Source organism: Arthrobacter sp. H-02-3, from assembly GCF_003097355.1.
Taxonomy (GTDB): Bacteria; Actinomycetota; Actinomycetes; order Actinomycetales; family Micrococcaceae; genus Arthrobacter; species Arthrobacter humicola.
In genome coordinates this window covers 37,080-49,255 of sequence record NZ_PYUI01000008.1, presented here as the reverse complement: position 1 = coordinate 49,255, position 12,176 = coordinate 37,080, and the positions used below count along the sequence as shown (strand labels likewise).

General features: G+C 67.9%; 12 protein-coding genes. 6 read left to right on the top strand and 6 right to left on the bottom strand.

Annotation, left to right across the window (positions count from 1 at the left end; genetic code table 11):
- Positions 1-81 precede the first annotated feature (81 nt).
- Positions 82-861, top strand: coding sequence for an SDR family NAD(P)-dependent oxidoreductase (locus C9424_RS09810; RefSeq protein WP_091255415.1), 780 nt, complete (start codon positions 82-84; stop codon positions 859-861).
- Positions 862-867: 6 nt separating this feature from the next.
- On the opposite strand, the gene C9424_RS09805 is transcribed toward C9424_RS09810, so the two are convergent.
- The 4 genes from C9424_RS09805 to C9424_RS09790 form a co-directional block, all read right to left on the bottom strand.
- A complete protein-coding gene (locus tag C9424_RS09805; RefSeq protein WP_116766673.1) occupies positions 868-1,527 on the bottom strand; it encodes a GntR family transcriptional regulator in 660 nt (219 codons plus the stop codon).
- A 116-nt stretch (positions 1,528-1,643) separates the two neighbouring features.
- Positions 1,644-2,636: a transketolase family protein gene (locus tag C9424_RS09800; protein ID WP_116766672.1), complete on the bottom strand. Its 993-nt coding sequence runs from the start codon at positions 2,634-2,636 to the stop codon at positions 1,644-1,646.
- Complete coding sequence (locus C9424_RS09795) at positions 2,633-3,532, bottom strand: transketolase (protein WP_116766671.1); 900 nt, start codon at positions 3,530-3,532, stop codon at positions 2,633-2,635. Before C9424_RS09795 ends, C9424_RS09800 begins: the two co-directional genes overlap by 4 nt.
- Before the next feature lie 72 nt (positions 3,533-3,604).
- Positions 3,605-4,942: an MFS transporter gene (locus C9424_RS09790; protein ID WP_116766670.1), complete on the bottom strand. Its 1,338-nt coding sequence runs from the start codon at positions 4,940-4,942 to the stop codon at positions 3,605-3,607.
- Between the two features lie 193 nt (positions 4,943-5,135).
- Here C9424_RS09790 and C9424_RS09785 point away from each other — a divergent pair, with 193 nt between their 5' ends.
- The 5 genes from C9424_RS09785 to C9424_RS09765 all read left to right on the top strand — a co-directional run bounded on the left by C9424_RS09785 (position 5,136) and on the right by C9424_RS09765 (position 10,033).
- Positions 5,136-5,960: a sugar phosphate isomerase/epimerase family protein gene (locus C9424_RS09785; RefSeq protein WP_116766669.1), complete on the top strand. Its 825-nt coding sequence runs from the start codon at positions 5,136-5,138 to the stop codon at positions 5,958-5,960.
- Positions 5,961-6,061: 101 nt separating this feature from the next.
- On the top strand, positions 6,062-6,838 hold the full coding sequence (locus C9424_RS09780) for an SDR family NAD(P)-dependent oxidoreductase (RefSeq protein ID WP_116766668.1): 777 nt from the start codon (positions 6,062-6,064) through the stop codon (positions 6,836-6,838).
- A 60-nt stretch (positions 6,839-6,898) separates the two neighbouring features.
- On the top strand, positions 6,899-8,641 hold the full coding sequence (locus C9424_RS09775; protein WP_116766667.1) for a dihydroxyacetone kinase family protein: 1,743 nt from the start codon (positions 6,899-6,901) through the stop codon (positions 8,639-8,641).
- Positions 8,638-9,117 carry a ribose-5-phosphate isomerase gene (locus C9424_RS09770; protein ID WP_116766666.1) on the top strand — a complete coding sequence of 160 codons (480 nt, stop codon included), beginning with the start codon at positions 8,638-8,640 and terminating at the stop codon, positions 9,115-9,117. The genes C9424_RS09775 and C9424_RS09770 overlap by 4 nt, the downstream gene beginning before the upstream one ends.
- 34 nt (positions 9,118-9,151) lie before the next feature.
- Positions 9,152-10,033: a cytochrome c oxidase assembly protein gene (locus C9424_RS09765; RefSeq protein ID WP_116766665.1), complete on the top strand. Its 882-nt coding sequence runs from the start codon at positions 9,152-9,154 to the stop codon at positions 10,031-10,033.
- Between the two features lie 29 nt (positions 10,034-10,062).
- On the opposite strand, the gene C9424_RS09760 is transcribed toward C9424_RS09765, so the two are convergent.
- Together C9424_RS09760 and C9424_RS09755 are read right to left on the bottom strand one after the other, a co-directional pair.
- The gene (locus C9424_RS09760) at positions 10,063-11,199 is read right to left on the bottom strand and encodes a sulfite oxidase (RefSeq protein WP_442862026.1); all 1,137 of its coding nucleotides are present in this window, start codon (positions 11,197-11,199) and stop codon (positions 10,063-10,065) included.
- A gap of 118 nt (positions 11,200-11,317) precedes the next feature.
- On the bottom strand, positions 11,318-12,172 hold the full coding sequence (locus tag C9424_RS09755) for an SDR family oxidoreductase (RefSeq protein ID WP_116766663.1): 855 nt from the start codon (positions 12,170-12,172) through the stop codon (positions 11,318-11,320).
- Positions 12,173-12,176 lie beyond the last annotated feature (4 nt).

Here is a 12,176-nt window from a genome sequence, read left to right as displayed (position 1 = left end):
GCGCCGGGCCTCTTGCCACCGACGCCCGGCAAGAACATAGTTGAGGGAATTCACGAACTCCGCGGCACTAGGCAGGCGACCATGCTGAATAACGGGCTTCCGGACAACGGCTTGCTGCACGGCAAGACCGCACTGATCTACGGCGGCGGCGGGGCGGTCGGCGGGGCGGTGGCCAGGGCCTTCGCGGCCGAAGGCGCGTCCGTCCACATCGCCGGCAGGACCGAAGCGCGACTGGAGAAAGTGGCCCGAGACATTCGCGAGGCCGGCGGCACGGCGGAGACCGCCGTCGTCGATGCCCTGGACGAGGAGCAGGTGGATGCCTTCGTGAACCGGGTTGCGAAAAAGAGCAAGAGGATTGACATCTCCTTCAACGTGATCTCGTTTGGAGATGTCCAGCAGCCGCTCATGGACATTGATGTGGACGACTTCACCCGGCCCATCAGCCTGGCTGCGCGCACCCACTTTCTCACCACCCGCGCGGCCGCCGCCCACATGGTCAAACAGCGTTCCGGCGTGGTGCTCATGTTCGGCGGCTCGGGCCCGCAGACCGTACCGGGCCTGGGCGGGTTCAAAGTGGCGCTCGACGCGATGGAAGGACTGCGCCGGCAATGGGCCCTCGAGCTGGGAAAGCACGGTATCCGCGTGGTCACCATGGTGACCGGCGGCATTATCGAAACCATCCCATGGCAGGCCGAAGGCCGGGAAGAGATCGTGGTGGAGATCGCCAGGACGGCCCATCTGAACCGCACCGCCACCCTGACAGACGTCGGGAACGTGGCCTCGTTCATCGTTTCGGATAAGGCGGCAGCCATCACCGACGCGACGGTCAACATCTCCGCCGGCGCGATCGTGGACTACTGACGCCGGCTAGGCGACGAGGTTCGCCGCGGCGACGTCCATGTGTTCGAGGACGGTGGCGCGCGCCAGCACTGCGTCGCCGGTCTCGATCGCGGCGACGATGTCGTGGTGCCGGTCAACGCTCATGTTCTTGACGGCCCGTTCGATCCCGGCAAACATGATCGACATCCGGATGGAGCCCTCCAGCGATTCCCAGGAGTGCAGCAGGGTCTCGTTTCCCGTCAGCCGGCACATCGTCCGGTGGAACTCGAGATCGGACTCGATCCGTTCCTCCAAGGTCCCCTCCGCGGCCGCTGCCATGGCGTCGATCGCCGAGCGCAGGGACGCAATCACCGGGATTCGGTCCGGCAGTTCACACAGCGTCCGGACCGCGAGCGACTCCAGCGCCGCCCGGACGGCGTAGATATCCCGGATTTCCTTGCTGTCCAGATGCCGTACGGACAGCCGTCCCCGCGCGCCGGCCGAGAGCAGCCCTTCCTGTTCCAGCTGCCGCAGGGCCTCGCGCAGCGTTCCCCGGCTGATCTGGAGCATGTCGGATAGTTCCGTCTCCACCAGATGCCGGCCCGGCTCAAGTTCACCGCTCGTGATCGCCGTGCGCAGGGCGGACAGCGCCTGCTCGCGAAGGCTCTTCTTTTCGAGTCCGAGCAGCGGGGCTGTTGCTCCGGCCATGGTGTGTCCTCACTGTCAGTGGTCAACTGTCTACAGTTGGTGTGTTAACAGTTGATGGTACGGCACCCGCGCGGGACCGGCGGCTGCCGGGCCCGCGCGGCGACTCCTCTTCGGACTTAGCCCAGTTCGGCGAGGACCTTGGCGACGATCCGCTGCACCGAAAGCCCGTAGCGTTCGTGCAGAGTGGGCAACGCCCCGGCGTCGAGGAACTCATCAGGCAGCGCCACCGGCACCACCCGCTTGCCGAGTCCCGCCGTGACCACGGCCGAGGCGACGGTCTCGAAAAGGCCGCCCACCACGCTGTGGTTCTCCAGCGTCACCGCGAGGCGGTCGGTGTTCAGCTCGGCCAGGACCGTTGCGGAGTCGAACGGCTTGATGGTGGGGGCATGGACGACGGCGACATCCACGTTGTGCGCGGCCAGCGCCTCGGCCGCCTGAAGCGCCCGCATGGTCATGAGTCCGCTGGAGATGAAGACGACGTCATTGCCACCGCGCAGGACTTTCGCCTTGCCGAGTTCGAACGTGTAGTCGTACTCGTCCAGCACCGTGGGGACATTGCCGCGCAGCAGGCGCAGGTACGTGGGGCCCTCGCTGGCCGCCAGCTGGGGGACCGCCTGCTCGATGTCGAGGGAGTCGCACGGATCCACGATCGTCAGGTTGGGCATGCCGCGGAAGATCGCCATGTCCTCAGTGGCCTGGTGGCTGGGGCCGTAGCCGGTGGTCAGTCCGGGGAGTCCTCCCACGATGTTGACGTTGAGGTTCGGCTCGGCGGCGTCCAGGCACAGGAAGTCGTAGGCGCGCCGGGCGGCGAACACCGAGTATGTGGATGCAAACGGGACCAGGCCCGTCTCCGCCAGCCCGGCCGCCGCGCCGAAGAGCAGCTGCTCGGCCATGCCCATCTGGAAGAACCGTTCCGGGAAAGCCTGGGCGAAGATATGCATGTCCGTGTACTTGCCCAGGTCCGCGGTCAGGCCCACGATCTTGTCGTTCTCCTGTGCGGCTTTGACCAGGGCGTGCCCAAATGGTGCGGACGCGGTCTTCTGGCCCGGGTCCGCGAAGGAAGCGATCATGGCCGACGTCTTCAGCTTCGGTGTTGCGGCGGTGCTCATCGTGCGGCCTTTCCTTCGAATCCTGCGGTCAGGTGCTCGCGGCAGAGCTGCCATTCGTGCTCTTCAATGCGCATGAAGTGCGCCTTTTCGCGGTCCTCGAGCAGCGGGACGCCGCGTCCCACTTTGGTGTCGCACAGGATCACCGAGGGACGTCCGGCGGCGGCCGCCTGGGCAGCGGCGTTGTCGAACGCGGCCAGCAGCGCGCCGACGTCGTTCCCGTCCACGCGCTGGGTGTACCAGCCGAACGCCTCCCACTTTTCGGTGACGGGCTCGGTGCGCAGCACGGTGTCGGTCTTCCCGTCGGCCTGCAGGGCGTTGATGTCCACCATGGCGGTGAGGTTGCCGAGCTGGTGGTGGTGCGCGCCCATGGCGGCCTCCCACGTGGAGCCCTCGTCGAGTTCGCCGTCGGAGAGGAAGTTGTAGACCCGGGCGTCCGACCCCTGGTAACGCAGGCCAAGGGCGGCGCCGACGGCGATCGAGAGGCCGTGGCCGAGGGAGCCGCCAGAGATCTCCATGCCGGGGGTGTAGGTGGACATCCCGGACATCGGCAGCCGGGAATTGTCCGAGCCGTAGGTCTCCAGTTCCGTGACGGGGATGGTCCCGGCCTCGGCGAGGGCCGCGTAGTGGCCGATCGCGTAGTGGCCCGTGGAGAGCAGGAACCTGTCCCGCCCGTCCCATTCGGGATCGTCGGCGCGGAACCGGAGCTGGTCCGCATAGACAACCGCCAGCATGTCGGCCGCGCCGAGGGCCTGGCCCACATAGCCCTGGCCCTGGACCTCGCCCATGTTCAGGGCGTGGTGCCGGATCCGGAACGCGGCCCCCTCGACCCGTTCAAGGCGTGCTGCCTCGACGTCGGAGGGTTTGCCCCGGGCTGCTTTTTCCTGTGTGAGAACCACAATTCTGCCTTTCAAAAGTGACGTGACGAGCTACTGCGGGAGGCCGTCGACGGCGTCCGGTGGGGTGCGTCCCTACGCGGTCACGTGGGCGGGGGTGCTTTTGGTGGCCTCGTCCGCGAGCTGGCGTTCGCGCTTGCCCCAGGTTTCCCGGGTGGCGAGGGCGGCCCAGAGGCCGATGGCGGCGTAGGTGCCGAAGAGCAGTGCCGGGCCCATCCAGCCGAAGCTGACGAACAGCAGGGTGGTGATGAACGGGGTGAAGCCGGAGACCATGGCCGAGATCTGGTAGGCCAGCGAGGCGCCGGAGGCGCGGGTCTTGGCCTGGAAGAGCTCCGGGAACCAGGCGCCCTGGGCGCCGGCGAGCGAGTTCTGGCACACGGCGTAGGAGATCACGAGGGTGGCGATGATGAAGATGAACAAGCCGGTGTTGACCAAAAGGAACATCGGCACGGCGAAGGCCACCGCGAAGGCGCAGGACCAGATGTAGAGCGGGCGCCGGCCGATCCTGTCGGTCAGTCGTGCCCAGGCCTGCGTGGCGAAGATGCCGATCGCGGAGGCGATGCACAGTGCGACGAGTGTCTGGGTCTTGTCGGCCAGGTGCTGGCTGTTCAGGTAGGAAATCATGTAGGTGATGGACACGGCGTAGCCTGCGGTCTCGGCGATGCGGAGGCCGATGCCCTTGACGATGTTGCGCCAGTCGGTCTTGAGGACCTCCGTGATGGGCGACTTCACGATGTTGCCGCTGTCCTTGACCTCGTCGAAGACCGGGGACTCGGGGACCTTGGAGCGGATGATCAGGCCGACGACGACCAGCACGATGCTGGCGAGGAACGGAATGCGCCAGGCGAGTTCGCCGCCGAGCTGGACGCTGAAGAGGAACACCAGGTTGGCCAGCAGCAGCCCGACCGGGAAGCCGGCCTGGACCATGCCGGTGTACTTGCCCTTGGATTTCCACGGCGCGTGTTCGTAGCTCATGAGGATGGCGCCGCCCCACTCCGCGCCGAAGGCCAGGCCCTGGACGATGCGGACGAACACCAGCAAAGCAGGAGCCATCAGGCCGACCTGGCTGTACGTGGGAAGAAGGCCGATGACGAAGGTGGCGACGCCCATGAGGATCAGGGAGGCCACCAGGACCGGTTTGCGGCCGAGCTTGTCACCGAGGTGGCCGCCGATGATGCCGCCAATGGGACGGGCCGCGAAGCCGACACCCAGGGTGGCGAAGGCGGCCAGGGTCCCGGTCACCGGGTCGCCCGTGGGGAAGAAAGCCGTACCGAAGTACAGGGCTGCTGCCGTGCCGAATCCGATGAAGTCATAGGTCTCGATAACTGCGCCGACGCTGGAGCCGATCGCGACGCGCCGGGCGTCCTTCGTGCCATGCACAGGGCCTCGCATGGTGAGAGCTTCGTTGCTCATGTCAATCCCTTTCGAAGAGAGCTGTCGACGCTTCAGCGCCAACACTGTCGACTGTTAACAGATGATACGCCAGTGTGACCCGCGACATAAGTAATGTCAACAGTCAACTTCAAAGGTTGACTGTTGACAGTCGACTTTGTAGTGTGGTCCGTATCACCACCGCCCTCGGGGCACGACCAGAGGATCAACGACGATGTTCAATTCCCGACTCGGCTGCTCGTCCATCAGCTTCCGCCACCAGGACCTGCCCACGGCCCTGCGCACCATCAGCGGCCTGGGTTTCGAGGAAATCGATCTCGGCGCCCTTCCCGGAGTGTGCGACCACGTTCCCTACGACCTTGACGCCGCTGCCGTCGCCGCCGTGACGGCCGACGTCGTTGCCTCCGGGCTGCGGGTCCGTTCGGTCAACGGAGACATTGGGGACCTCAACGCCGTGCTCGACGCCGACGCGCAGTCCGCCCGGAACCGGCACCTTGACGCCCTCCTCACCCTGGCGGCCGGAATTGGTGCCAAGGCCCTTGTCCTTCCCTGCGGCGCCCTCGGCCACGAGCCGGTCCGCAGCATCGACGATGATCTGGACACCATTGCCGCTCAGCTCCTCGGGGCCAGGCGACGCGCGGACGAGTTCGGCGTCGAGCTCTGGACCGAGTCACTGCACTTCCTGCGCTTCTGCTGGAACCTGGAGCGCGCGGAACTGCTGGCAGAGCGGCTGGCCGGATCCGGCGTCGGGATCGTCATGGACTTCAGCCACATCGTGGCCGCCGGCGAGGACCCGCTGAACTACCTTCAGCGGCACCGGGGCCGGATCGCCCACGTCCACCTGCGCGATGCCGTGCCGGGGAACATCAACCTCAGCATCGGCAACGGCGACGCCGATTTTGCCGCCGGCCTGGGCGCACTCGCTGCCCACGGTTACGCCGGCCACTTCTCCCTGGAGCTGGAGACCCGCGACGTCACGCACGACGAACGCCCGGCAGCAGCCGCCAAGGCCGCCAGCTTCATCACAGACCTCATCTGACCCATCGACTGCTCCGAAACGGCCGTTTTGGACCGCCAAAACGGCGCTGTTGGAGCAATCGATTCCATCAAAGAGACACCACACCAACTCCAAGGAGCATCATGAGCACCACCATCCAGCGCACCGCCGTCCTCACCGGGGCAACCTCGGACCGGGGCATCGGCATCACCACCGCACGCCGCTACGCCAGCCAGGGCTGGGGCGTGGTGATCCTGGACCTCGACGGCGAGAAGTCCGCCAAGGTCGCCGCGGAGATCGGCAACGAATTCAACGTTCCCGCCTTCGGCCACGAGATCGACGTCGCCAGCGAGGACTCCGTGACAGCCGCGTACCAGGCGGTGGCCGCCGAGGTCAGCGCCGGCAACCTGCCCGCCGTCGGCGCCCTGGCCAACATCGCCGGCATCACCTCGCCGGTGCCGTTCCTGGAAACCACCCTGGACCTCTGGAACAAGGTCATGGCCGTCAACGCCACGGGTACCTACCTGGTTACCAAGGCGTTCCTGCCCGACATGATCGCCAGCGGCTGGGGCAGGATCGTGAACATGTCCTCCGTGTCCGCGCAGCGCGGCGGCGGCGTCTTCGGCAAGGTCCCCTACTCCGCAGCCAAGGCCGCGATCCTGGGTTTCACCAAGGCCCTGGCCCGTGAGCTCGGAAGCACCGGCGTGACCGTCAACGCCATCACCCCCGGCGCTGTGGACACCAACATCCGCGTGGGCAGCACCGAGGAGCAGGAAGCGGCCATCAACGCCGGTATCCCGCTCGGACGCAACGCCAGCACCGAGGAAATCGCTGCCGTCATCACCTTCCTGTCCTCCGAGGAGTCCGCCTACCTCACCGGAACCACCATCGACATCAACGGCGGAAGCCACATCCACTAGCAGCCTCAACGTCTATTGGACAGAGCGGCAGACGACCGAGTTCAGCTGAGAGAGCCCATCATGACCAGAATCTTTAACGACCCGTCCGATTTCGCCGAGGAAGCCCTCGCCGGCTTCTGCGACGTCCATGCCAACCTGGTCCGCCAGGTGCCCGGCGGCGCCGTCCGCCGGCACCGGCCCCGCCAGCCGAAGGTGGCCGTACTGGCCGGCGGCGGCTCGGGCCATTACCCGGCCTTCGCCGGGCTCATCGGCACCGGCATGGCCGACGGCGCCGTCGTCGGAAACATCTTCACCTCGCCGTCCGCGCAGCAGGCGTATTCCGTTGCCAAAGCCGCGGACAGCGGCGCCGGCGTGGTGTTCACCTACGGCAACTACGCCGGCGACGTCATGAACTTCGGCCTGGCCAGCGAACGGCTGGCCGCCGAAGGGATCCAGGTGGACAACGTGCTCGTGATGGACGACATCGCCAGCGCACCGCCGTCGGAATCCGGCAAGCGCCGCGGCATCGCCGGCGACTTCACCGTCTTCAAGATCATGGGAGCCGCCGCCGAGGCCGGCGAGACCCTGCCCGAGGTTGTCCGCCTGGGCCGCAAGGCCAACGACCTGACGCGCAGCATCGGCAGCGCCTTCAGCGGGTGCACCTTTCCGGGCGCCGACGCTCCGCTGTTCACGCTGGAGGACAAAATGATGGGGCTCGGCCTGGGCATCCACGGCGAGCCCGGACTGTTCGACACCGAACTGCCGCCGGCACGGGAGCTGGGCGAGGAACTGGTGGCGCGCGTGCTCGCGGAGACGCCGCACGGTGCCGGCCGGCGGATTGCCGTGCTCCTGAACGGGCTCGGCTCCACGAAACAGGAAGAGCTCTTCGTGCTGTGGCTGACCGTCGCCCCGCTGCTTCGCGCCGCAGGCTACACACTGGTGATGCCGGAGGTCGGCGAGCTCGTCACGAGCCTGGACATGGCCGGCGTCTCATTGACCGTCACGTGGCTCGATGACGAACTCGAACCGCTCTGGACCGCTCCCGCCGAGACCCCTGCGTACCGGCGGGGCAACGCAGCCCTCCCCGGCGGCGTGGCGGAGGAGCCGACGCCTGCCGAGGCCACCACGGCACCGGAGGCCTTCACCGCGGCGGACGCTTCACGTAATTACGCGCTGCGCTGCATCGCCGCCCTAACGGCGGCCCGGGACGCACTCCACGACGCCGAGAAATCCCTCGGCGACCTCGACGCCATCGCCGGCGACGGCGACCACGGGCGGGGGATGGTCCGCGGCATTGACGCGGCCTGTGCCGCCGCCTCGGGCGCTGCGTCCCGCGGCGCCGGAGCCGGCGCCGTCCTGGCCGCCGCCGGCGATGCCTGGGCCGACAACGCCGGCGGCACCTCCGGGGTGCTGTGGGGCGCCGGCCTGCGGGCCTTCGGTGAGTCCCTCGGCAACGACCACGCGCCCGAGGCGTCTGAGCTCGCAGCGTCCGTGGCGGCTTTTGCCGCCCGGATTGCGGAGCTCGGCAAGGCCGATGTTGGGGACAAGACCATGGTGGACGCGCTTGTCCCGTTCACCGAGACCTTCAGCCGGCTGGCCGGCGAAGGCGCCGGCGCGGATGCCGGCTGGGCAGCAGCGGCGCGCGAGGCCACCGCCGCGGCGCAGGCCACCGCGGCCCTGCGCCCGCTCAAGGGGCGCGCCCGCCCCCTGGCCGAAAAGAGCGTGGGGACACCGGACCCGGGGGCCACGTCCCTGGCCATGGTGTTCGGCGTGTTCGGTCCACACCTCGCCGGTGTGCGGCAAGCGGCCGGAGCACGCTCATGAGCCCGGCAGGCATCCGGCTCATTGTCGGCGCGGACGAAGCTGGCGTGGACTACAAGGACCAGATCCTGGCGGACCTCCGGACCGATCCACGGGTCGCGGAAGTCATCGACATCGGGGTAAACCGCGACGACGCCCCGGAGCAGTTCACCAAGCCGTATCCGTATGTGGGCATCGCCGCGGGGGAACTGATCCGGGACGGGCAGGCAGACCGGGCCATCCTGTTCTGCGGCACCGGAATCGGCGTCGCCATCGCCGCCAACAAGGTGGACGGCATCCGGGCCGCGACCGCCCATGACTCCTTCAGCGTGGAGCGCTCCGTGCTCTCCAACGACTGCCAGGTCCTCACCATGGGGCAGCGTGTTGTCGGGCTGGAGCTGGCACGGCGGCTCGCGCGGGAATGGATCGGCTACACCTTCGATCCCTCGTCCGCCTCCGCGGAGAAGGTCAAGGTGCTCACCGACTTCGAGGGATGCTGAGGGTCCTCCAAGGAAAGGCGCCTATCATGGGCCAGTGCCACCCCTTGATGTAGTCCTCACCGCCTGGCAGATCGACTGGGCTGCTGCTGCCCTCATCAGCGCTTCGGCGGTGCTCTACGCCCTCGGCCTGAAGGCCGCAGCGGCGCGCGGGCACCGCCAGCCCGTATGGCGGACACTGGCGTTCTATCTCCTGGGCCTAGGGTTCCTGACAGTGCTGACGTGCGGGTTCCCGGGCGTCTACAGCGCCCAGCTCCGGTGGGCCTTCACGCTCAAGATTTCGCTGATGCTCTTCGTGGTGCCGCTGCTGGTCGGCCTGGGAAAACCCATCTCCCTGGCGCGCGCCGCCCTGCCGCCGGGGGGCGTGAACCGGCTGAATAATGTACTCGCGCACCGCGCCGTGCGGTTTGTGAGCAACTCCATGGCCGCCCCGCTCCTTGGCCTTGCCCTGTTCTCCACTTTCCTTACGCCGGCGTTCTACACCCTCCGTACTGCGCCGTTGGCCGAGTCGCTGCTGACCGTCGGGGTTCCGCTGCTGGGCATGCTGATGGCCCTGCCGATCATCGAGGAAGCGGATTTCCGCCGGTCCAGCGCGTTCTTCATCCTGGAATTCGTGTTTGTCTTCATTGAGCTGCTGGTCGACGCCGTTCCGGGGATCCTGCTGCGCCTCAACGGCCAGGTACTGGATCACGTCACGACGCGGCAGTCTTCACTGGGCTGGTTTCCGGACGCCCTGCGCGACCAGCAGCTGGCGGGCGACGTTCTATGGTTCATCTGCGAGATTGTCGATTTGCCGCTCATCATCCTGATGTTCATCCGCTTCTCGCGCAGCGACAAACGCGAGGCCCGCGGCTTCGATGACCTCACGGACGCGCAACTCGACGAACTGAACGCCGAGCATCTGGGACGCGGCCGCTAGGTCCCGGCCCCGGGGGCACCGCACGCGGTTTACTGCCCGACGGTGACCTTGATCCGCTGGACCACGTTGTTTCCCATCCCCTGGTAGTTCCACACCGGCTCCAGCGGCTGCACCGCGCCGCTGGCATCGGTGGCGCGGCAGCTGAGCTCGTGTTCGCCCGGGTCGGCCACCCACGGCATTGACCAGGCGGACCACGCGAACGGCGCGGGCGGGTGCTCCAGATGGGCCGGCGCCCACTTGCCGTCGATCCCGACGTCGACGCGCTGCACGGCGCCCTGCCCGGACCAGGCCCGGCCGGTCAGCAATACCGGTCCCGGGGGCAGGATCCGGCTGCGGCTGAAAAAGTCCGGAACGCCCGGCGGAACCATCAGCGAACGCACCTTCATCCACGTCACGGGAGTGCCGGCGTCGTCCGCGTCCTCCTGGTAGCGGTACGCCACGGCCTGCTGGAAACCGTCGTAGGGTCTGGTGAGGACCTTGATCGAGGACAACCACTTCACGCTCGCCATGCCGTACCAGCCCGGGACCACCAGCCGGAGCGGATAACCGTGCTGCGGCGGCAGCTCTGCGCCGTTCATCCGGTAGGCGAGCACGACGTCGGGCCGCAGGGCCTCCTCGATCGGGAGGCTCCGGGCGAACTGCTGGCGGACGCCGCCCTGGACCCCGGCGTCCGCTCCGCTGAAGAGCACCTCCACGGCGTCGTCCTCCACGCCGGCCTGGGTCAGCAGATAGGCGAGCGGGACGCCGGTCCACACAGCGGTGCCCACTGCTTCCAGGACCCACGGCTGGCTCAGCGGGCGGGGCCGCAGGAGGGACCGGCCGTTGCCGGCGCATTCGAGCGTGACGGGGATGGTGATGCTGGGAGCCCGAAGCAAAGCCCGGAAACTCAGCTCCAGGGACCGCTGCACGGCGCCGCCGATCTGCAGGTGCCAGTGGTCGGTATCGATGAACGGGATGTCGAAGTGGGTGAGCACATAGTGCAGCCCCGGCGGCGTGGTGTCCTTCCGCAGGGCTTCGAGCGGCATTGAATGGTTCCGCACGGCGAGCTGGAGTTCCTCCGCTGTCAGCGGGCCGTGGGTGGGTTCGCCGGAATGCGGCCGGGGTTTCCCGGCCTGCCGGCGCGGACTCTTCAGGACAGCGGAGTGTCGGGACATTTGCTTTGGCATGGCGCGCTGCGATTCTTATGAAGGCCCAGCCCGTTTTTGGCCGGTGTCACCTGAATTCAGGTCTACGCCGCGCCCCGGACGCCGTCAATACTGGGTTCTGTAGGTCCAGTGCGGCGGCCTACAACGTGTGGGCCTCCGCAAGGAACTGTTCGAGGCTCAGCGGTTCGCGGCCCGTCAGCTCGTGTACGGCGGAGGTGGGGCCTGCCAGTTCGCCGGCCGCGATGGCCGTGTATGTGCTCACCCAGGCGTCCACCTGCCACGGCGGTGCACCGTAGGAGGCGCGGGAGGCATAGGCCTCCTCCAGGGTTTCGTTGTGGAAGGTGATGGTCCGGCCGGTTCCGGCGGTCAGGAGTTCCGCGCCGCGGGCCAGCGAGATGTCCTCCGGGCCCGTCAGATCGTAGGTCCGTCCCACGTGCAGGACCGGGTCCCGCAACACGGCGACGGCCGAGCGGGCAATGTCCGCCCGCGCGACGGCGGCCATCACGCCGTCGCCCGCGGGGCCGCGGATGACGCCGTCGTCCCCGGCCAGCAACGGCAGGAAGTCCAGGTAGAAGTTGTCGCGCAGGAACGTGTAGTCCATGCCGGAGGCCTTGATCCGCTCCTCCGTCGCGAAGTGGTCCCGGCCCAAGGTGAACGTGGCGTCCGGCGCCGCCCCGAAGAATGAGGTGTACACAATGTGCCGGACGCCCGCTGCGGCCGCAGCATCGACGAAGGCGGAGTGCTGTTCCAGCCGGTCCTCGGCCTCGGCGGCGGAGACCATGAACAGCGTCGTCGCGCCTGCCAGGGCCGCCTTCGCCTGTTCCCGGTCGGCGTACGTGGTCACAAACGGGACGGCGCCGTCGAGCTCGGGCGCCCGCGCGGCGTCCCGCACCAGCAGCCGCTGCTGACTGCCGGCCCGGGCCAGCAGCCGGGCCACCAGGCCGCCCAGGTGGCCGGTGGAACCGGTGACGGCGAGCTCGGGGGCGTTGGTCATGACC